The organism is Sphingobium sp. TKS (assembly GCF_001563265.1).
GTDB lineage: Bacteria > Pseudomonadota > Alphaproteobacteria > Sphingomonadales > Sphingomonadaceae > Sphingobium.
In genome coordinates this window covers 366,038-386,405 of the sequence record NZ_CP005085.1, presented here as the reverse complement: position 1 = coordinate 386,405, position 20,368 = coordinate 366,038, and the positions used below count along the sequence as shown (strand labels likewise).

The 20,368-nt window shown below is 61.7% G+C and carries 24 protein-coding genes and 1 pseudogene; 13 read left to right on the top strand and 12 right to left on the bottom strand.

Annotated elements, in window-relative coordinates; genetic code table 11:
* Positions 1-60 precede the first annotated feature (60 nt).
* Genes K426_RS26885 through K426_RS26865 form a run of 6 tightly spaced genes read left to right on the top strand, consistent with a single transcriptional unit; the run spans position 61 to position 3,411 of the window.
* Positions 61-366, top strand: a complete 306-nt coding sequence (locus K426_RS26885) for a conjugal transfer protein TraD (protein WP_066564286.1) — start codon at positions 61-63, stop codon at positions 364-366.
* A gap of 37 nt (positions 367-403) precedes the next feature.
* Entirely contained in the window at positions 404-631 is a 228-nt protein-coding gene (locus K426_RS26880; protein ID WP_026109654.1) for a conjugal transfer protein TraD, read from the top strand.
* Positions 628-804, top strand: coding sequence for a hypothetical protein (locus tag K426_RS31940; RefSeq protein ID WP_017503342.1), 177 nt, complete (start codon positions 628-630; stop codon positions 802-804). Before K426_RS26880 ends, K426_RS31940 begins: the two co-directional genes overlap by 4 nt.
* Positions 801-1,112: a hypothetical protein gene (locus tag K426_RS26875; RefSeq protein WP_017503343.1), complete on the top strand. Its 312-nt coding sequence runs from the start codon at positions 801-803 to the stop codon at positions 1,110-1,112. Before K426_RS31940 ends, K426_RS26875 begins: the two co-directional genes overlap by 4 nt.
* Positions 1,109-1,852, top strand: coding sequence for a hypothetical protein (locus K426_RS26870; RefSeq protein WP_066564284.1), 744 nt, complete (start codon positions 1,109-1,111; stop codon positions 1,850-1,852). Before K426_RS26875 ends, K426_RS26870 begins: the two co-directional genes overlap by 4 nt.
* Positions 1,849-3,411, top strand: a complete 1,563-nt coding sequence (locus tag K426_RS26865) for a type IV secretory system conjugative DNA transfer family protein (protein ID WP_066564280.1) — start codon at positions 1,849-1,851, stop codon at positions 3,409-3,411. The genes K426_RS26870 and K426_RS26865 overlap by 4 nt, the downstream gene beginning before the upstream one ends.
* 318 nt (positions 3,412-3,729) lie before the next feature.
* Here K426_RS26865 and K426_RS26860 read toward each other — a convergent pair.
* Positions 3,730-4,071 (bottom strand): annotated as a pseudogene (locus K426_RS26860) (recombinase family protein); the annotation flags it as partial.
* A 55-nt stretch (positions 4,072-4,126) separates the two neighbouring features.
* Here K426_RS26860 and K426_RS26855 point away from each other — a divergent pair.
* Entirely contained in the window at positions 4,127-4,891 is a 765-nt protein-coding gene (locus K426_RS26855) for an IS6-like element IS6100 family transposase (RefSeq protein WP_001389365.1), read from the top strand.
* A 1,813-nt stretch (positions 4,892-6,704) separates the two neighbouring features.
* On the opposite strand, the gene K426_RS26845 is transcribed toward K426_RS26855, so the two are convergent.
* From K426_RS26845 to K426_RS26830, 4 genes are all read right to left on the bottom strand, one after another.
* Positions 6,705-7,103, bottom strand: a complete 399-nt coding sequence (locus K426_RS26845) for a Csu type fimbrial protein (RefSeq protein WP_059140382.1) — start codon at positions 7,101-7,103, stop codon at positions 6,705-6,707.
* 68 nt (positions 7,104-7,171) lie between these two features.
* Positions 7,172-9,442 (bottom strand): fimbria/pilus outer membrane usher protein, encoded by a 2,271-nt coding sequence (locus K426_RS26840; RefSeq protein ID WP_059140381.1) that lies wholly within the window; start codon positions 9,440-9,442, stop codon positions 7,172-7,174.
* A 79-nt stretch (positions 9,443-9,521) separates the two neighbouring features.
* A complete protein-coding gene (locus K426_RS26835) occupies positions 9,522-10,250 on the bottom strand; it encodes a fimbrial biogenesis chaperone (protein WP_021244699.1) in 729 nt (242 codons plus the stop codon).
* Positions 10,251-10,254: 4 nt separating this feature from the next.
* Entirely contained in the window at positions 10,255-10,728 is a 474-nt protein-coding gene (locus K426_RS26830) for a Csu type fimbrial protein (RefSeq protein WP_021244700.1), read from the bottom strand.
* Between the two features lie 533 nt (positions 10,729-11,261).
* On the opposite strand from K426_RS26830, the gene K426_RS26825 reads away from it, so the two are divergent.
* Positions 11,262-11,594: a hypothetical protein gene (locus K426_RS26825; RefSeq protein WP_145907803.1), complete on the top strand. Its 333-nt coding sequence runs from the start codon at positions 11,262-11,264 to the stop codon at positions 11,592-11,594.
* Positions 11,595-11,779: 185 nt separating this feature from the next.
* On the opposite strand, the gene K426_RS26820 is transcribed toward K426_RS26825, so the two are convergent.
* On the bottom strand, positions 11,780-12,169 hold the full coding sequence (locus K426_RS26820; RefSeq protein ID WP_021244702.1) for a response regulator: 390 nt from the start codon (positions 12,167-12,169) through the stop codon (positions 11,780-11,782).
* Positions 12,170-12,302: 133 nt separating this feature from the next.
* Positions 12,303-12,506, bottom strand: coding sequence for a hypothetical protein (locus tag K426_RS31575; RefSeq protein ID WP_021244703.1), 204 nt, complete (start codon positions 12,504-12,506; stop codon positions 12,303-12,305).
* A gap of 251 nt (positions 12,507-12,757) precedes the next feature.
* Between K426_RS31575 and K426_RS26810 the strand changes: the two genes are divergently transcribed.
* Positions 12,758-13,429 carry a TetR/AcrR family transcriptional regulator gene (locus K426_RS26810; RefSeq protein WP_158511797.1) on the top strand — a complete coding sequence of 224 codons (672 nt, stop codon included), beginning with the start codon at positions 12,758-12,760 and terminating at the stop codon, positions 13,427-13,429.
* 292 nt (positions 13,430-13,721) lie between these two features.
* Here the strand turns inward: K426_RS26810 and hmpA are convergent, their stop codons facing one another.
* From hmpA to K426_RS26795, 3 genes are read right to left on the bottom strand one after another with little or no spacing between them, the layout of a single operon-like run.
* The gene (gene hmpA / locus K426_RS26805; protein ID WP_066564274.1) at positions 13,722-14,933 is read right to left on the bottom strand and encodes an NO-inducible flavohemoprotein; all 1,212 of its coding nucleotides are present in this window, start codon (positions 14,931-14,933) and stop codon (positions 13,722-13,724) included.
* A 42-nt stretch (positions 14,934-14,975) separates the two neighbouring features.
* Positions 14,976-15,248, bottom strand: a complete 273-nt coding sequence (locus K426_RS26800; protein WP_066564271.1) for a DUF1971 domain-containing protein — start codon at positions 15,246-15,248, stop codon at positions 14,976-14,978.
* On the bottom strand, positions 15,248-15,694 hold the full coding sequence (locus K426_RS26795) for a group III truncated hemoglobin (RefSeq protein WP_066564268.1): 447 nt from the start codon (positions 15,692-15,694) through the stop codon (positions 15,248-15,250). The genes K426_RS26800 and K426_RS26795 overlap by 1 nt, the downstream gene beginning before the upstream one ends.
* 108 nt (positions 15,695-15,802) lie before the next feature.
* Here K426_RS26795 and K426_RS26790 point away from each other — a divergent pair, with 108 nt between their 5' ends.
* On the top strand, positions 15,803-16,258 hold the full coding sequence (locus K426_RS26790; RefSeq protein WP_021244708.1) for an Rrf2 family transcriptional regulator: 456 nt from the start codon (positions 15,803-15,805) through the stop codon (positions 16,256-16,258).
* Between the two features lie 224 nt (positions 16,259-16,482).
* Here K426_RS26790 and K426_RS31935 read toward each other — a convergent pair whose 3' ends face one another.
* Complete coding sequence (locus tag K426_RS31935) at positions 16,483-16,653, bottom strand: hypothetical protein (protein WP_158511796.1); 171 nt, start codon at positions 16,651-16,653, stop codon at positions 16,483-16,485.
* A gap of 196 nt (positions 16,654-16,849) precedes the next feature.
* Here K426_RS31935 and K426_RS26780 point away from each other — a divergent pair, with 196 nt between their 5' ends.
* From K426_RS26780 to K426_RS26770, 3 genes are read left to right on the top strand one after another with little or no spacing between them, the layout of a single operon-like run.
* On the top strand, positions 16,850-17,167 hold the full coding sequence (locus K426_RS26780; protein WP_031290952.1) for a helix-turn-helix domain-containing protein: 318 nt from the start codon (positions 16,850-16,852) through the stop codon (positions 17,165-17,167).
* On the top strand, positions 17,157-18,860 hold the full coding sequence (locus K426_RS26775; protein ID WP_066564264.1) for a SulP family inorganic anion transporter: 1,704 nt from the start codon (positions 17,157-17,159) through the stop codon (positions 18,858-18,860). The genes K426_RS26780 and K426_RS26775 overlap by 11 nt, the downstream gene beginning before the upstream one ends.
* 23 nt (positions 18,861-18,883) lie before the next feature.
* Entirely contained in the window at positions 18,884-19,192 is a 309-nt protein-coding gene (locus K426_RS26770) for an alkylphosphonate utilization protein (RefSeq protein WP_066564261.1), read from the top strand.
* A 196-nt stretch (positions 19,193-19,388) separates the two neighbouring features.
* On the opposite strand, the gene K426_RS26765 is transcribed toward K426_RS26770, so the two are convergent.
* On the bottom strand, positions 19,389-20,168 hold the full coding sequence (locus K426_RS26765; protein WP_066564259.1) for a Crp/Fnr family transcriptional regulator: 780 nt from the start codon (positions 20,166-20,168) through the stop codon (positions 19,389-19,391).
* Between the last annotated feature and the right edge of the window lie 200 nt (positions 20,169-20,368).

Below are 20,368 nucleotides of genomic sequence, written 5' to 3'. Positions count from 1 at the left end.
GTCCTGTGCCTGCGATCGTGCTACGCTGCGGCTCCCGATCATGGGCGCGAGGGAGAGAATATGCGCAAGGTCCGCGACTATGACGCCGAGTTGAAGGCGCTGGGCGACAAGGCCCGCGCGCTCAAGGCGAAGAAGGTGCAGCAACTAGGCGAGCTGGTCACGTCCACCGGGGCAGATGCGCTCGATCCCGACATGCTGGCGGGCGTGCTGCTCGCCGCCGTGGGATCGGCTAACGCGGAAGAAAAGGAGGCGTGGCGCTCGCGGGGCGCGGCCTTCTTTCAGGGGCGCGGGCGCAAGGCTTGGCGACGCACTGGCTGCGACGGCGAAGGCGGCAAGCAAACTGGCGCAAGCGAGGAACAGGCTTGAAGACGCCGCGCGTCGCGCTGATACGAGAGGATGGGTCATGGCCCGACGCGAGCGCACGCGCCATCTCATAGAGTTGGGCGGCCTCGTCCAGAAAGCCGGCCTCGTCGAACTGGCCGACGACGATCGCGCCACCCTCTATGGCGCGATGCTCGAACTGGCTGGACGTGTGCGGGAGGATAAAGCCGGCGATCTGCTGGTGCTCTGGAAGCGGCGTGGGCGTCGCGCATTCGACGCGGAAGCGGAGGAGCAGGAGGACTCGCAATGAGGCTGGACGATTACCGCGTCATGAAACGCCCCGACAAGAAACTCGAAAGCGCATGGGGCCTCTGGTCAGAAAAAAGCCAGAGCTGGCTCGATCTTCTCTTTCCGAGCGAACAGTCCGCCCGCGAAGCCCTCGATTATCTGCACCGCCATAGCACCGGGAAGGACCATCAATGAACAGCCTCGATATCGAAACGATCCGCAACCAGGTCCGCACGCTCGATTATGTGCGCGGCACCCCCGCCGAAGTCGCAATGTGGCGCGAAGCCGATGCCGAGGCCCGCGCCAATCTCACGATCGAAGGCATGGACCTCACCATCGGCGAACAGGCCCTGTTCGAAATGCTGCGCGCCGAAGCCGTGCCCCCTCCCCTCGCCACGGCCATCGTCCTCAAGCTGCTCGATCATCCTGACGCCGACCCGGCGCTGCCGATCACGCCGCTCGCTCGCCTGAAGAACCTCGAACGTGGACGGGAGGAACAATGAGCCTGACCCTATCCTTGCGCCGCTCCGGCGCGATCCTGTTGGCTGGTGCCGCCGCTTGTCTGGTCGCTGGTCCCGCCAGCGCCGCCGACACGCCCCCCGCCTGTCCGGTGACGGATGCACCCTCCAACGCTGTCGCCATTACCTCCACGCCCCTGCCCGTCGAGGCACTGGGCGGCCATTACCGCACGGACACCGGATGGCCTGCCCCCGGAGAGGGGCGCATTGGACAATTGCGCTACGGTTGGGGGCTGATGCTCCAATCGGACGATCCGCGCTTTGCCGACTTCGATCAATCCCCCGGCCCGGTGCATTCCCGCTCGTCGGGATGCTGGATCACCTGGGATCGCCAATATGGCAAAAGCGGAATCGTCGCCGTCTCCAATGGGCGTATCGGCAAGAGCGGCTATGTCGAGGGCTATGTCCCGCCCCGCCCCGATCGCACCCCTACGATCGCCGGATTTCGTTTCGTCACCGCGCAAAAGGTTAGCCGCAAGAATTATGACTGGGTTGGCCTGTGGGTCGCGGAAGGCAACGACCAGCGCACCCAGATCATCGGTTTCAACGACACTGCACACACCGTCCTAGCGAACCTCCCTTTCCGGTTCGGGGGCATGGCCTCCCTGCCTGATCTACATGGCGTGGCCAGTCATATGACTCTGATCGGGGAAGGCCGCCCCGGCCAGCCCGTCCCTTGGCTGCGCCTCATCTGGTTCACCCGCCCTCTGGACCCGCAAAAATGAGTGGGCCGGTTGTCGGAGAAGAGGGCAACGCAGGCTGTATCCTTGCTGCCGGCGGAGCCTTTGCCGTCCTGTTCGGCACGGCCTGGCTGCTCGAAAAGGTGATGCCGACCTCGATCGCCAGCACCATCGCCTGGGTGGCGCTCGTTGTCTTCCTCGTGCTGGTCTGGAAATATGGTTTCAAGGGTCGCCGCAACGCGCTGCTCGGCTCGGCCGCCTTCGGTGGAATCGATGACGTGCGCGCCCTTGCGAGCAACAAGGGCGATCTCCTGATTGGTCGATCCTTCAGAACCGGCAAGCTGCTGCGCTATGACGGCCCCGCCCATCTCCTGACCATGGCCCCTACGCGCAGCGGCAAGGGCGTAGGCACCATCATTCCCAATCTGCTGACCATCGACCGCTCGGTGATCTGCATCGACCCTAAGGGCGAGAACGCCCGCGTCACCGCCCGCACCCGCGCCACCAAGGGCAAGGTCTGGTGCCTCGATCCCTTCGGCGTCTCCGGGCAACCCGCCGCCCGCTATAATCCGCTCGACCGGCTAGACCCGGAAAGCCTCGATCTGGCTGAAGACGCCATGACGCTGGCCGATGCTCTGGTCCACGATTCCGCAGGGCAAGGCGGCGAGGCGCATTGGAACGAGGAAGCCAAGGCGCTGATCGCGGGCCTGATCCTCTATGGCGTGGTCCACGAGGATCGCGAGCGCCGCACCCTGGCGACGGTGCGCGACTATCTCACGCTCGCACCCAAGGATTTTGCCGATCTGCTCGCCCGCATGCAGGACAGCCACGGCGCCGGCGGCCTCATAGCCCGCGCCGCCAACCGCCACCTCGGCAAGTCCGATCGCGAAGCCGCAGGGGTGTTGTCCTCGGCCCAGCGCCATACCCATTTTCTCGACAGCCCCCGCATCGTCGCCAGCACATCGGCCTCTGACTTCACCTTTGCAGGGTTGAAAGAGGGGGTTTCCACGGTGTTTCTCTGTCTGCCCCCCGATCGTCTCGATGCCTATTCGCGCTGGCTGCGCCTGCTGATCGCTCAGGCACTGACCGACATGGCCCGCTCGGCAGTCAAACCGGCGCGGCCCGTCCTTTTCCTGCTCGATGAGTTCGCCGCCCTGGGCAGGCTCGAACCCGTCGAGCGCGCCATGGGGCTGATGGCCGGATACGGGCTGCAGCTCTGGCCCATCCTGCAGGATATGCACCAGTTGCGCGCCCTCTATGGCGAGCGCGCGGGCACCTTCCTGTCGAATGCCGGGGTGTTGCAGGCGTTCGGGGTGAACGACCACGCGACCGCCGAGCTGCTGTCCAAGTCGATGGGACAGGAAACCCTCGAATTTCGCACGGCGGGGTATTCCGAGACGCATGGCAGCATTTTTGAGCGGGCCAAGCATACCCGCTCGATCAGCACCCAGGTCAGCGCGCGCAACCTCATGAACCCTGACGAAATCATGCGGATGGGGCCGGACGAGCAGTTGCTATTGATCCAGGGCAAGGACCCTCTCCGGGTCCAGAAAATCCGATATTACGACCAGCGCGAGTTCGCGGGCAGCTTCGATCAGGCGTAAAATGACGGCGTAGAATATATCCGAATATATTCTGGATATATTCTGGCGACAGGCGCGCGAGATCAGTAAAATGACCTCCGGTCGCCAGGGTCTTGGAACGCCTTATGCACTTAGGGCGACCCAAGCGCCCGCTGCGTCGTGGAAGCGCGGCGGGCGCTTGTTGCCTTTCCTTCCCGCTACCAAGATCAATTTGGAGTAAGTGGGTCCACCGGTTAACAGCCCGGCGGACCCGGTGCATGTGATGACCACATACGAAGCCTCATTATCATAGCTGATCGAAGGCCCGTATGGGGGTCATTTGCGGGAGGGGGCGAAATCCTACGCTAAGCCGAGGACGCGCTTGCCATAATCCCTGAGTTCACCTTTGGGGCCGACGTATCGGTAGAGCGTGACGCGCTCGATCCCGAGTTCCTTGCATAGATCGGAGACGGAGGTGTCGCGCTGGGCCATGGCGGCCTGTGCGAGACGCACCTGCGCCTTGGAGAGCGCAAATTTTCGACCTCCCTTGCGTCCCCGCACGCGGGCAGCGGCGAGGCCCGCCATGGTGCGCTCGCGGATCATATCCCGCTCGAATTCCGCCAGGGTGGCGAAAATGCCGAACACCATGCGGCCTGATGGTGTGGTGGTGTCGATCTGCGCGCCCTTGCCGGTGAGGGCTCTGTTGCAAAAATCGTGAAGCTTGAGCATGCTTGGCGGAGATTGGACGGACGGAACGATGACGGATTTCAAGTGGCGCCATTTCCAGGGTGATGTGATCCTGTGGGCGGTGCGCTGGTATTGTCGCTATCCGATCAGCTATCGCGACCTTGAGGAAATGCTGGCGGAACGCGGCATTTCGGTCGACCATACGACGATCTATCGCTGGGTCCAGTGCTACGCCCCGGAGATGGAGAAGCGGCTGCGCTGGTTCTGGCGGCGTGGCTTTGATCCGAGCTGGCGCCTGGATGAAACCTACGTCAAGGTGCGGGGCAAGTGGACCTACCTGTACCGGGCAGTCGACAAGCGGGGCGACACGATCGATTTCTACCTGTCGCCGACCCGCAGCGCCAAGGCAGCGAAGCGGTTCCTGGGCAAGGCCCTGCGAGGCCTGAAGCACTGGGAAAAGCCTGCCACGCTCAATACCGACAAAGCGCCGAGCTATGGTGCAGCGATCACCGAATTGAAGCGCGAAGGAAAGCTGGACCGGGAGACGGCCCACCGGCAGGTGAAGTATCTCAATAACGTGATCGAGGCCGATCACGGAAAGCTCAAGATACTGATCAAGCCGGTGCGCGGTTTCAAATCGATCCCCACGGCCTATGCCACGATCAAGGGATTCGAAGTCATGCGAGCCCTGCGCAAAGGACAGGCTCGCCCCTGGTGCCTGCAGCCCGGCATCAGGGGCGAGGTGCGCCTTGTGGAGAGAGCTTTTGGCATTGGGCCCTCGGCGCTGACGGAGGCCATGGGCATGCTCAACCACCATTTCGCAGCAGCCGCCTGATCGGCGCAGAGCGACAGCCTACCTCTGACTGCCGCCAATCTTTGCAACAGAGCCGGATTTCGCCCCCTCCCGCAAATGACCCCAGATAGGCCTCGGCCTGCGCCCAAAGGCAGTGACTGCCAAGCGCCCCTCCAAGCGCGAGGTACCGGTTGAACTCGCAGCAGAGAAGCCCAAGAGGGGGGGATCGCGGCGTCGGCTGGATGGCACTGCCAAGATGTGATTTCAGGTCTGCCCCAAGCACCTGATCGGGCAACGGCCTGTATTGCCGGCAGTGCGATGCAGGAGGGCTGTGCCACTACCTGCGCATCATGATCGCTACCGGTCATGAGGGGAACGCCCAGCGCCGGCATGGCAATATCGTGCGATCGTAAAAAGTCCCGGCGCCATGTCATGTCGCGCCGCCTCAGGCGGCAGGCGCCGGGACAGAAGAGCCAGCCAAAAGGGTCATGGCCGGACTTTTAAAAACCCAGTCGCGCCTTCGTTGGGACGATGCGGCTGGGTTGCGCGTGCCTTAACCAGCATTCGTACCGGAGTCCAATGGTTTGTCGAGGAATCGATAGATAATGCGAAGGAATCGGATCCCGCAATTCGGTGATTCGGGGATGGACTCCTTTCCGAACTCTCCATAGCCGTTGCATCGACCCGCAGCGCTCAATCCTTCGGCAGTGTGCCTCTATGTGACACAGACTGCATCATCGCGGCGTGGCCCGTTTCCGGCCTGTCAAGAAAAGGTCTGTCGCCCATGCCACAAACCTGACGAAAAATATGGGTTGAAGGAGACCAATCTGGCCGATACCGATCCAGCGGCAAGAGCCATCAGCTGCGATCACAAATAGGCATCTGCTCATTGTAGCGCGGCCACAGGGCGGTCGTCCCGCTTTGGACCATGGCGCAATTGATCTCGACCCCGCTCTCATTGCGACAGATCGCTGTGACCCGATTATAGCTCCTGCCCGTTGCACGGCATTGAAGCCGCTGTCCCGCGGCAAGTTCGGTCAGCTCAGCCGTTGCGGCGGCGCCTGATGCTGCCGGACAGGGATGGCCTGGTGAACAGCTTTCATCCTTCTCACGCGCGGCGACCGCGTGGAGCCTGATGCGAGTGCCGTCCGCACATCGCAGGGTATCGCCATCGGTGATCGCGCTCACCTGGCAAGCGAACCCCCCAGCGCTGTCCGGCATGGCCGCGGCAGCCTCGGACTTCCGCCCGGCGGAGGGCCAGTACAAGCCCAGAAGCGCAGCCAGGCATATGATGAAGGCGCCGGCAAGGACCGTCCGGAGATCCATCCGGGCGGACCGCTTTTGACGCCGGCGTTTCATGGCTCGCCACTGTTGTTGCTGTCGCCGCGTTTCGCGATCGAATTGCCTCCGTCTCATGGGACGGCCCTTAGCACGCCGTGGTCCCCTCGCCAGCATTATGTCCCATCGGCCGGAACGGTACAGCGCTACAGGGCGCCGTTTCGTTTACCCCAGGCCAGGATGGCAGCGTCGCTGATTGCTTGACCTCCAGCCTGAGGCCATCCGTTCGCTCGAAATCCCACCCGACGTCGTGGGCACCGCACCAGATCCATGCCAGCTTCATTTCAAGCGCAATACTCGCCTCGACCACATGCCCCTGTCAGGACGTACGGGGACCAACGGTTTGCCACTGTCCCCTGTGCACCTTGGCGATCACGTCGCCGATGCCCAAATTCATTTTCCCCGTCTGCAGCATTTCGTGTTGATCCCGCCTCCTGGGCGCCAATCTCTGCGTGGAGCGGCGGCTGAAGCCGGAATTCATCTGGCCTTTTTGATCCGTTCGAACTCAAACCAAGCTTTAGAATTCCATCTGGATCGTCAGATCGTCGGAATATTGTCCTGGACTGACCGCCTGCCCGGCCAGGATCCTGCCATAGATGGTGAAAACGGCCCGGCTCGGCGAGTGGGCGCTTGCCGCTGTCATCGCTTCGCTTCCTCCGCTTCCATCCCCGATGACGCGAAGATGGCTTGGTCCAAGATAAAGATTATAGCGCAGACTCTCTTTGCCAGACGTCATCTGCCGCTCGGCAAAACGGCCTGAACCTCCCGGCGAGAGTGAAATACGCGGATTGGATGGTTCCACATCAGGCGGGCAATCGATCTGGATCGTGCCAATGGCGCTGCTGCGGCCATGTGCCGCCCCATCATAGGGCGGAAACACAAGCGAGGAAACCACGACATGGCAGGAAGCGGTCATCCCTTCAGAAGCGCCTGCCTGGGCCGGTGCCTCGAGTGGAAGGCACGCAAGGCCCAGAACGACTGACTTCAAGGCGCGCATATCAAGGGTCCAATCTGGGGTATCTTGTCACGCGATCGAGGAGGCGCATCGAAGATCGCCACGCAGGCGCCCTCCGGCCATGCGACCTTCAACCGGTTTTGTCCTGGACCGATACCCCGGACATAGGCCTTGCCATCATAACCCAGCACCATGGCGTTCTCATGGTTTTCCAGAGTTACACTCGACCCTGCCGGCGGATGCACGCCTTGCCCAGTCACCAGTGTCACCAGAGCGGATCGTTCTTCCCTGACGGCAAAGCGCGTCACCAGCCCCCCGCCCGCGCGGGGCGCGACAAGCTGCTCGGTTTGCCTGATCTCGGCATTGGCCGGCAGGTCCAGTGGGTTAACGGCGATCCGGTTCCCCACATAGGGCTGCAATCCCGGCACAAGAAGGCGGCCGGTCGCATCGGTTTGCCCCACCAGACGGTTCTCGAGCGACACACGCACCCCTTGCTGGCCAGATACATCAACGACCGTGAAGCCGTTATCCACTATCCGGCTCACAAAGAGACGATCGTCCATGACGATCAGCGATTGCCGCAAATCGCCCTGAACACCGGTCATTCCACCGATATGATCGATCCGCCCATAGAGCCCCAGCGCAGACCCGCGCCAGTTTCCCTGCAAGGCCAGAGCGTCGCTGCGGCCCCGGCTGCCTTCTATCTGCCAGTTGAACCGCTGGTCGCCACTCTGGCCATTGACCTGGACGCTGCTCTCCAGCCGCCCCTCGCGCCAGCTCTGCTGACTATAGACCTGGCCATGGCGCCCGAAGCGGAAGGAGAGGGACAGAAGCGCGCCCCACCCTTTTTGGCGGGTGTCAGCGTAGCCCGACAGGGACAGGCCGATCCCATGCCGGCGTCCCACCTCGACACGGTAGGTCGCTGACGCGATGCCGCTCGCGGCTTCGCCGGTCCTGCGGGTCCAGACATAAGCAAGGTTGAGGTTGCCCGCATCGCCCAGGCCAAGCCCCATCGATGCCCTCGCCTGATCCACAAAGGCGGGAGCGTCGAACGTCTGGGCCAGGTCCCGATAGCGCCTGCCGCCATGCGTATAGCCACCCGACAGGCTGAAGCTGCGTCCCACATGCTCAATCCCGATATGATAGCCCAGGCCGGTGCCCGCGTGCCCCCCACTCGCGAGCAACGCCCCATCGACAAGACCCAGGACGCCGACCTGCACCGTCGCGCCTACGCCTCCGCCGCCATATCCGCGCGCGCCGGCCGCATAGGCGCGCAGGGTCAGGCGATCGCTCATTCCCCTGCTGACCGAACCCGACGCGAAGAACCGCCCATAATCGTTGCTCCTGTCCCCGTAGGACAGTCTTGGAAAGCCCGCCTCGATATTGAAATCGGTCATGCCCGCGGCGAGGAGCCGGCTGGAGGAGTAGAAGGGGAGCGAGACCTCGGTTCGCCTTCCAGACTCGTCGGTCAGGATCATCTGGACCCTGTTCGAACCGGTTGCGACAGGCAGGTCGTCCAGTCGCACGGTGCCCGGGTTCACCCCACGCGAATAGCTGCGTATCCCGTTGACGAACAGATCGAGTGTTGAGGGCACCGCCACTTCCCGGCTCAGCCGGGCAACCGGTGCGGTCACGATATCAGGACGAAGGCTGAAGTTGCGCGCCCACTGGATGCCTCCAAAGCGAAGCGTGCGTACCCATCCCGGACCGGCCGTGTAGCCATCGCCCAGCCGCAGGCTCTCGCTACTGTTCACCTTGTCGAACACGATGCTGCTATCCAGGCGGACATAACGGCCCCTGTCTCGCAGGTTCAAAAGACCCGAGCTTGCGGCGGTGAAATGCGGAGAGAAGATCCTGGCGTCGAGATTGGCCGAGAGCCCGGGGGCATAAAGACCGCTCGATCCTGGCGACCATTGGCCATAGAGATCGTAGGACAGCATGGCGCCCCAGTCTGACCGGCTCTGCACCGGACGTCGGGTATCAAGGCTATATGCAGCTTCCCTCAGCAGCGAGGGAGGCGCAGTAATCTCGATGCTCTGCGCATGGGCGTCGACCACCCAGGAAACACCAGCCAGGCGATCAAGCCAGATCCACTCCCCGTCGCCTATCGTTGAGATCATCGCCCCGTTGCGGCGAAAGCCTGAGTCCTCGAACTGGTCCGCGCGTATCGCCAGCCGCGCACCCTGCTGGCGGAAATGCCCGATCACCGGCGCGGTCCAGCCATTCACCCGGATCTCCAGCAGAAGGGAAATCATGTCACCCGACCGAGCCGTGGCGGATAAGGGCGGACCTTTCGGCATTGCGAGGGCTCCTGCCGCGGTGACGCCGACGCCCATGAAGGACAAAAGCAACAAACCCCAACGGGAATATCGCCGATGATCAAGGCACGATCGGCACATCGGCGCTGATCCCGCCGAACTCGCCATCGCCGGAAATCCTCAAGGACCGGATGCCTGCAAGAGCCGTACGCACTGTCCAGCTCTGGCTTCCACCGCTCAGGACGTAGCCTGTGTTGGTCGAAGGAATCGCGATCGGGACACCGGCACCGGTCGTGACCTTCAGATTGAGCAGACGGTCATGCCGGGCGCCGTCATTCACGACAGTCAGGATCAAACTCTCCCCCTCCCGTCTCGCGCTCCAGTGCAGCATCGGACGAAGATTGCCCTTGGGCAGCACGAATACCGGGACGAGAACCCGCAACTGAATGCGCATGCCCGCGCCCTCAAGCGGCGCGACCGACGGAATCTGGTCGAGCACGAGGCGAAAGGCTTTTTCAACGGCGGTCGGCGGCAGCCCATCAGCCACCAGGCGGACGACCTGTGTTTCGCCTGGGCCAAGGGAAGTGATGGGCGGGCTCGCCATCAGCATCTCGGTGGGCTTGAAACGCTCGGCCCCCTCGACCTGCTGCCAGTCCATCGCCCGAACCTGCAGGTTGACCGGCGCATCACTGGTATTGCGGACCGTTAGCGTCGCCGCGCGCGCGTCGCCCATCATCTCGACGCGGACCGGGCTGATGCCCAGTTCCTGAGCCCGTGCCGGCATGGCAGCCACCATGCCGGCGACTACCATGCCCAGGAGCGAAAGCCGCTTAACGCTCTGCTCCTGCATAGCCTTAGAAAGTCGCCGTGACCGTTACCGTATCGACATAGCTGTCGGCCGGCACATTCTGGCCTCCTGCGACCTTCGCATAGACGGCCATGGTCTGGGCAGTGCTTCCATCGCTCGTTTGCAGCGTTGTGTTCTGGCCGACCAGATTGGTGCTGTGGTTGCTGTCGGAATAAAGATTGTAGCTCAGCTTGCTGCTGGTTGACGTGCCGACCATATATTGGGTCTGGCCCTGTCCGTTGGCGCCATCATAGGAAAGGATGGGCGTCGTCCCCTTGGTGCACATGACGCTCACGACGCCGCTTCCCGACAAAGCTTCCTCGCTGGTCGGATCGTAGCTGCCAAGATTGATGTCCTGCGGCGTCAGCTTGCAGGACGCAACCACGTTGGTCTGAACCTTGAAGGTGCCTGTGGCGGTGCCGGCATAGGCTGAAGTAGGAAGAACAGCGGCAGCGATCAGGGCAGCGGCAAGCATGCGCATATTGAAGGACTCCTTATTTTGGACGCGACAAGGCTCCTTCCCGAAAGGGTCAGGAGCACTACGCTAGGGGATGACGGCCATTTAGAGGGCCTTTTCCATGAATTCAACACCCAGCATCGCCGTTAACAAGCATTCAGAAGGTAGGAATATCGATTCTTTCTCTTTCACAAGGTTTGCGGACATCGAATGCTTACGGCTCGCATTATTATTTCAAATGGCATGTTCCATTCGGAATTTTCATTCCGTAGGTGCGGAACGCCGCTGGGCGATTGCAAATTTTGCAACAAAGAAGCACTCCACGTTAACTTCATGTAATTGGAACCTCGAAGAGGCGAACCTCATTGCTTTGCCACGGGGGCCATGACATCCTCTAATCCGGCAAAGGACAACAGGGGGCAAAAGTGATGCAGTCGGCAGGTGCAGCTCCTTCTGCCCCTCGAAGCATCCATCGGGTTCTGAGCGGCATAGTCATGCTCACAGCCGTCTTGGTCATGGAACCCGCGTCAGGGGAACAGGCAAACGGCGTCCTGGGCGTGCGTACGACGGTCCCGATCATCTGCCGGGCGAAGACCGAGGCCTCCTTTTCAGCGCCGCTGCGCGTCGGCAATAACGATCTTGGTCATGCCGACGCCTATTGCAACGCCTATCGCGGGTATAGGCTGATGTTGGAACATGGAACCGTTCCGGCCGGAACCCGGATGTATGTCGACAGCAGACCGGTCATATTGACAGCCGGTGCAACCGAGACACTGCTGGAAGAAGGCGACGGACCATTATACCATGTGAGGCGGCACATTGAACTGGTACTGCCCAAGAATGCGTCCCCTCATCTCGGCTTGCAGCTGGTAATGCAACCGCGCAATTAGTGCGTGTCCCAAGGACACCCGCTGGCCGGGAGACAGGCAAATCCCAGGCACAGAGAGCATGGTCATTGGACATGACCGGATCACGCTCCAACGGCGCCTGTGCGCCTTCCGCTGCGTCAGCTTGAGAATGCACGCGCCCTGCCGACCGCACCTCTTCTCGCGCCGCCAATGGGAAATTTGCCGGCCTACCCCCGCGAAGATTGCGCCAGGAGCCGGCGAACCTCGTTCACCAACATATCCTTGTGATAAGGCTTGTCGAGCACCGACTGGAAAAGATCGGGATGGCCGCGCCCGATTGCCGCCTGCGCGCCGCTCACAAGTATGATGGGAATCTCCTGAAGAATCCCATCGGCGCGGATGGAAAGGGCAAGGTCGAGCCCGGTCATGACCGGCATCATGAAGTCCGTGATGATGAGCGCTGGCCGACACAAGCGCGCCCGCTCCAGAGCTTCATCGCCATTCGACGCCATATCGACGTCAAATCCTTCATCTTCCAATATATCGGCGAGCAACATGAGAAGCAGGCGTTCATCATCGACGAGAAGGATGCGCGGCATGTCTGTTTCGAATTCCAACGGGCCAGGGTCCAGATATCAGGCGCATGCGCCGCGTTGCCATGGAAAACGGCTTCGAGGCAAAGCACTTTACCCCCGCTGTATGCGAACTGCTGACCATGCCATGCGTTCCAGCCTGCGTTTGAGAGGCCGGCTATTCCGGCACCGGCCGCGCCCGGCAAAGCCGGGCCGCGATTTCCGCCATGATCCGATCATGCGGAATGGCATCGCAATTTCCTGTCGCGCGAATCTCGTCCTGCGAAATGTCGATCATTTGCTGAGCAGCCTTCTCACCATGAACCGCGATCAAGGCTTCGGCGGCTTCAGCTATCTTCTCATCTGTCCATGCAACGCTCATCGCATGATCTCTCAAGCGGCTCGTTGCCGCCTGCGGCACGAGATCGGGGCCTCGTTCCCCTGCAAGTTGCTCAATCCAGCCTCCCTTTTGACCACTTCCCAATGGGAAGCGGCCGTTTTCTAGGTAATAATACCAGTTTATTCAAGAGCGGTTCTGTTGCGATCGGCGTGAACCCGTTATGCCCGGATTAAGGGGCGGAGTGCCAGACAGCGAACCACCAGATACATCCGAACAGAGGTGACCGCTTGCGCGTGAGGCAGAACAGGGCCGGCAATCAAACCCGTTCCACGATCGTGGAAAGCGCGGTCGCCGTGATCGTCGATCACGGCATTGCCGGGATGACGTTGCAGGAGGTCGCACGCCGCGCCGGCGTCAAATATGGCAATCTCACGCATCACTATCCTAACCGGGCTACCCTTGTAGCGGCCGTCCTTGATATGCTCGAAAGCCGGTATCTCGATCGGTTCAGGACATTTGCAGCGTCCCTCTCGGACAATCCCGGTTCACCGATCGAGCCCCTTCTTGACTGGTTGCTGGACGATGCAGTCGCGGCGCAGACCGCAGGCCTCTTCCTGGAACTGTGGGCCTCATCCACCCGCGATCCGCAGATCGCCGATCGGGTGACCCGGCTCTATGACGAAGCCGTCGAAGCCTGCATCCTCGCCCTGGGCGTGTCACCTGACGCGCGGGCCGCCGGCCCCCTTCGCAATGCCCTGTATCTTCTCGGCACCGTCGTGGAGGGCAGTTCGGCACTTTTTGCGGCGGGAACACGAAATCCGGCAGTCTACCAGGCCTTCCGCAGCGATGCCCTCCTGCTCTTGAAGCCGTTGCTTGAACACCGCCTGGAAGAGGCACGTTCTGCGACGTCGTCGTCAAGGGGACGAACTGTTCGCAATCGCCCGCAAAAGATCATCCCTCGCTGAAGGGGCCGATGCAATGGCGCTCGACGCCCCCTGTCATCTTTGATTTTCTGCAAAGCCTTTATCGTCTTGAACGGATCCGAAATGAATGTCACACCATGGGCAATGCAGCGTCCCAACTGGTGACGAGTTCGCCGAGCGGGCGGGGACGGAGAGGACAGGATCCTCTCCGTCTCGTTCCTGACTTCACCCTGCCCCTTGCAGAGGCCTTGCTTCACACATTGTGCTGGCACCCCTTTCCCTCGCAGGGGTTACCGGGCTCCGCCAACCGCGATGCAGGCGCATGCTTCGTCCATCAGGCCGCCAGCAGCTCATCGGCCGGGCCGAAGAATTCATAATGGATGCGGCTGGCAGGAACGCCTGCCAGCGACAATGTCGATACAGCGTGGCGCAGGAACGGCCGTGGACCGCAGATATAGTAATCAGCTTCTGCCACCGGCGTGTTCGCAACGAGCCATTCATCGGTGATGATGCCCGCCGCGTCATAATCCTGGCCCTCGATTTCACCGGCAAGCGGGGTCTGATGGAAGTCGGTCACGTAAACGGCCTTGCCCTTGGCGCCGAGCGCGCGGACATGATCGCGCATGGCATGCGTTTCCTTGTCGTGCGTGCCATGGATATAATGGACAGGCGCGTCGGTGCCGTTGGCTACCAACGCCTCCAGCATCGCGACCATCGGCGTGAGGCCCACGCCGCCCGATAGCAGCACCACCGGCCGCTCGACATGAGCGCTCAGATAGAATTCGCCAGCGGGAGCGGCGACCTTGAGCACCGTGCCGGCCTTCGCCTCGTCATGGAGCCAGCCCGATGCAAGGCCATGGGGCTCGCGCTTTACCGAGATACGATAGGTCGCGCCGTTGGGCGCCGACGAAATCGAATAGTTGCGCTTGACCGGCGGATGACCCGGAATTTCGAGCCAGAAGGTGAGATACTGACCCGGCCGATGCGCCATCACGGGCCTGCCATCGATGGGCCGCAGGATGAAGGAACTGATGACGCTGCTTTCGCGGATGACTTCGTCCACCTGAAAGTCGCGCCATCCGTTCCAGCCGCCGGCGGTGTCCTTCTGATCGGTGTAGATGCGATCTTCACGGGCGATGAGGATATGGGCAAGGAACCAATAGGCTTCGCCCCATGCAGCAAGGATCTCCTCGGTCGCGGCATCGCCCAGGACAGCCTTGATCGCGCCTAGCAGCGCCTCGGCGACATGCGGATAATGCGCAGGCTGGATCTGAAGCCCGACATGCTTCTGCGCGATCCGTTCAACCGCTGGCGCCAGGGCGGCCAGATTGTCGATGTTGCTCGCATAAGCGAGGATCGCGCCGGTCAGCGCGCGGGGCTGCGAGCCGGCGTCGCCATGATGGGACTGGTTGAAGAGATCGCGGATTTCCGGGTTCTGGAACATTCGCGCATACATTTCATGGACGATGTCGAGCCCATGGGCCTCCAGCGCGGGAACGGTAGCCTTGACGAGCGCGATGGTCTGGTCACTAAGCGGCTGCGTCATCTACATCTCCTGTACAATCGTAACGGAAGGGTGGGTCAAAGCTCAATCGGCAGGTGGCCGGTCGTAAAAGTCGATCTGCATCTTCATCGCCCCAATCGGGGTCACGAAGTGAGGCTGTTGCGGCCGGACCAGGCCGGGCGTCCCCGGCGTCAACAGGCTCGTGGAAGGCGGATCGAGAAAAGTGAGTTCAAGCTCCCCCTCGATCACGCGGATTACTCCCCACACGCCCGCCTTGGTATCATGGCGGGCACGCAGGGCCGCCGGCAACGTGTCCTCGTCGAACACGGGGGTCGATCGATAGGGTGAGACACTCATCACGGCCGCATGCTCCCCTCAATTTCTTTACCACTCAAGCGGCCTGCGCGCGACGCCGGCCGACGCTCGGATGCCTCGAGGCGGAAATATATCGCAAGCTGCAAGCTCTCGGCAATGCGCGCCGCCTTGGCCTGAAGCGCGGCGGCGGCTCCAGGCTCCATCACCGCCCCGGTCGTCTCGTTCCATAGACCAAGCCAGCGATCAAAAAGGGCGGGGGTAATGCGATCCTTATGCTTGAGGTGCGCGGGAACCGGTTGCCCCTTGTAGCGGCCGCTCCCCAGCATAACGGATGACCAGAAGGCCGTCAGCTTGTCCAGATGATCTGGCCAGTCGCGAACCGCTTCGTTGAAGATGGGCCCAAGTTCCGCGTCTTCGCGCACGCGGGCGTAAAATTCATGCACCAGCTTCTTGAGACCCGCTTCGTCGATTCTCGAGGCATCGTCCACGACTCATGCTCCAATCATGCATTACAAATACATCTATATCGCTTGTTTGAAAGATGCAATGCGATTGCCTAGTATTAGCGCAAGCCGATCACGGCTTTCGGAATGGGTATGAAGCTCACGCTGTTTACGGATTATTCTATGCGCGTGCTGCTCTATCTCGCGGCGCGGCCCGATCATCTGTGTTCGATCGCGGAGGTCGCGAAGGCCTATCGCATCTCGCAAAATCACCTGATGAAGGTGGTCAATGACCTGGCTCGCGCGGGATATGTCGAAAGCGTTCGCGGGCGGGGCGGCGGCATTCGCCTTGGCAAGGCGCCTCAGGAAATCAATATCGGCACGCTTGTGCGCCATACCGAGGGTGGATTTGACCTTGTTGATTGCGCAAGCTGCGTGATCGCGCCCGCCTGCAGCATGACGGGCGTACTGAAGGAGGCTCTTTGCGCCTTCCTTAGCGTGCTGGATCGCTACTCGCTCGGCGACCTGATGGACAAACGGCGCGATATCGGGCTGTTGTTGGCAGGAACCGCCTCCCGCGCCAAAACCCCCGATGACGCCCCGGCCTGAGCGCCGAGCGGCACCCGACTTTCCACCGGCCGGGCCAGGTCGAGGAACCTATAGCCCGGCCAACCTGGCCCGCCATGTTGCCATATTCCGATGATTGGCCCGGCTTATACGATCGAAAAGCGCTTCCTCCTCCCGGGTCAACGAGCGACGAACCCTTTCCCGGGAGCAAAATTCAGCAAATCGGCGCTGCTGCGTTTCCAGAAACTCGATACAGGGATGGACTTTCATGTCTCGCCTTTTACGTGGAGCGCCGCGTTCATCCCCACCAGGGCATCTTGGGCGCGCTCCCCACGCGCCAGGTCCAGGGCATCGAGATCACCGCGCAACCATTGCGCAAGCCCCTGCACCATGTCGCGCAAGGCCACCTCGGCAAGCGCGTGCTTTTCTTTCCCCATTCCTCCGCCCCTGTTCCCCGCGCATTTCCTGATCGGTTCTCCCGGGTCACCCGTGCGGCACTCTGGCCACCCGGCCTCTTTCAGCATTGCCATTCAGGCCTGTATGAAGATCAATGATGAACTAGTATCTGTATATCACATCGAACATATGGTGTTGAAGATTGTAATTTGATGTCTTATACATCATATATCGATCATGATCACGTCCCAACAAATGCGAGCTGCGCGGGCCCTGCTCGGCATCGATCAACGCCAGCTCGCCGCGCTGGCGGGTGTCTCCCTGCCGACGATCCAGCGGATGGAAGCGTCAGACGGGCAAGTGCGAAGCGTGGTCGATACCCTGGTCAAGGTCATCAACGCGATTGAATCGGCAGGGATCGAGATCATAGGAGAGAATGCGCAGAGCAGCGGCGCAGGACGCGGCGTGCGGCTGAAGGAAACAGCTGCCGGCGGACAGACCAGGCACATACCCTCGGTTCTGTTCGATCAAACGGCGCAAGACGATGCGTGCTGATGAGCGGCTCATCGCTTTTACACCAAAGCTCGTCACAGTCCTGCACGAGGGCTATTCGGTAGACCGGCTGCGGCGCGACTCCATTGCCGGCCTCACCGTTGCGATCGTCGCCCTCCCCCTGGCCATGGCGCTGGCGATCGCAAGCGGCGCATCGCCCGACAAGGGGCTTGTCACGGCTGTCATTGCCGGTTTCCTGATCTCGGCGCTGGGTGGCTCACGGGTTCAGGTCGGAGGACCAACCGGCGCCTTCGTCGTCGTTATCTTCAGCGTCATCGCGCAACATGGCTATGACGGTCTGCTGCTCGCGACACTGATGGCGGGGGTGATGCTGATCATCGCCGGCTATGCAGGCCTGGGCAGCCTCGTGCGCTTCATCCCGCAGCCGGTGGTGACGGGCTTCACCGCGGGCATCGCTGTCATCATCGCATCGAGCCAGGTCAAGGATTTCCTTGGCCTGTCGATGGAAAGCGTTCCCGCCGATTTCCTGCCGAAATGGGGAGCCTATTTCGCTGCGCGCGACAGCCTCCAGGTCCTCACCGTGACGATGGGTGCGGCGTCGCTCGCGCTGATCATAGCCCTTCGAAAATGGGCGCCGCGTTTACCCGGCTTCCTCATCGCCGTTATACTCGCCGCAGCAGCCGTCGCGCTTCTCCATCTGCCCGTGGAGACAATCGGCTCGCGCTTTCCGGACCTGTCAGCGGGGCTCCCCGCTCCCGGGTTGCCCGACTTTTCTCTGGCCAAGGTCCGGGCGGTCCTGCCGTCGGCTTTCACCATCGCCTTTCTCGCCGGGATCGAGGCTCTCCTCTCGGCGGTTGTGGCCGATGGGATGATCGGCTCACGCCATCGGCCCAATCAGGAACTGGTGGGTCAGGGGATGGCGAACATCGCGTCGGCATTGTTCGGCGGCCTGCCCGCGACGGGCGCCATTGCCCGGACGGCCACCAACATAAAGGCTGGCGCCATCACGCCTGTGTCCGGCATGATGCATGCGCTGTTCCTGCTCCTGTTCATCCTGTTCGCGTCAGATCTGATGGCCTATGTGCCCCTGGCCGCGCTCGCCGCCATCCTGTTCATGGTCGCATGGGGCATGAGCGAACATCATCGCTTCATCCAGTTGCTGCGCATGCCCAATGGCGATCGCGCCTTGCTGCTGCTGACTTTTGGGCTCACGGTCCTTGTGGATCTCACCGTCGCAATCGGGGTGGGCGTCACGCTCGCCTCGCTCCTTTTCATGATGCGCATGAGCCAGGCTGTGGAGATCGCGAACGACAGCAGCGAAATGGCGACGCCGTCGGAGGATGGGGAAGACATCCATCAGCGCGACGCACTCCCTGCGGGCGTCGAGGTATTCCGTATCGACGGTCCCCTTTTCTTCGGCGTCGCCAATGAACTGCTCGATACGCTGCGGCGGGTCGGGCCGCCGCCCAAGATCATCATTCTTCGCATGCGGCGGGTGCCGCTGCTCGATGCCAGTGGCGTAGCGACGATCGAGGACATCGTGCGGCAGGCAGCGTCAGCCGGCACGCAGATCATCGTTTCAGGTATCCAGGCACAGCCCCTGGCGATGCTCGAGCGGATTTCACTGGGTCCAGCGGGCCAGCATATCCTCTTCAGCGATGATTTCTCCGACGCCCTGCGCGTTGCAACAGCAATCGCCACGGCACCCTCAGCCGCGGCCGAGCGCCTCAACTGACCGGCAAACAGGATTTTTTGAAGATGACGCCAACGAACGACGACTATGTCTATGATGAAGCTTCAGGCGAATGGATCTCCGCTGGCGAGGCTGCCGCCAAGGCCCAGCATGCCGACCGCGTCGAGGTCCGCGATTCCGCCGGAAACCTTCTGGCCAACGGCGACAGCGTCATCACGATCAAGGATCTGAAGGTCAAGGGCGCCGGGCAGACGCTGCGCAAGGGAACCGTGATCAAATCCATCAGGCTCACTGGCGACGCGCAGGAGATCGACTGCCGCTTCGAAGGCATCAAGGGACTGGTTCTGAGGGCCGAGTTCGTGCGCAGGCATTGACCCTGACCATCAGGGCAGAGGCCGCCTTGCGCTTCAACGATAGGCAGGGGAGACCGATCCCAGGCACGCGCGGCGCTGTTCAATTATGGCCCTATCCGCTTGAACGAGAGCGCTCCTGCGGTCCCCAAGGGATAGGCACGGGAAAGAATCCGCCACGCTTGCTCCTTCGACAGCTACTCGCCGGTGCCCTTCCCGTTCAGGTCACGGCATGTGAGGACTGCACGATCCGCAATCTCTCATGCGGCTTGATGTCCGCCTGTAGATAGTTCGGGTTGAATTCGCCCGCAGCCCGTAGCCTGTCCCAGTCGCGCACGGTGACCTCAAGCCGGCCAACCTCGGCCAGGCCGCCTTCACGCAGGCTCTTGAGGACGCGGTTCACATGGACGCTGGTCAGCCCCGTGGCGTCGGCAAGCTGCATCTGGGTTACCTGGAACGGAAACGAGAATGAGCCATGGCCTACAGGCGCCCCAAGCCTGAAGGCCAGCTCGCAAAGCAGATGTGCGATGCGCGCCTTTGCGTCACGCCTGCCGACGTTCACGATCCACTGTGAGAGTATCGCTGCATCAGCCATACAGTCCCGCCACAAAATCTCAGCGATGGCGGGATATCGCGCAGTCGCCGATCGCAAAGCGGCGTGTGGTATCTGCAAAATCGTCGCGACAGAAAGAGCCTGGAGAGCGGATGTTGCCCGCGGTTGCACCACTGAATGAAGATCAGCCATATCACCGGGCACATGGATCGCAGTGATCTGGCGCGCGCCCTCGCCATTTTGTTCAAACCTTCCGACCAGCCCCGCGACGATCAAGCTGACATGATCGACCCTCTCTCCCAAAGCGACAAAGTCGTGATTGGCCCGCACCTGCCTGGCTCGGCCAGGCAGCCCCAGAATAGCCCGCCGCTCCTGATCCGTCAGCACCGAACGGAGACTGAGCCTTTCCAGAAAAGGCTGGAGGTTCGTAGAAGCCGTGGCAGCCATGTCGAAGTCCCTCCTTCTGCCATCGGGAGCACTGAGCGCCCCGCATCACCAAAACGGCCATTTTTCGATCGGGGATAATGGCCTCCAAATTTGAACCCCATCGACGAAAAAGCTGAAAATGCATGGAAAGGCTGGCCTTTTTTCCTTCATTCGACAAGTCTTGCCTGGCGCGACACACCATCAGCCCAGCGACAAATCCC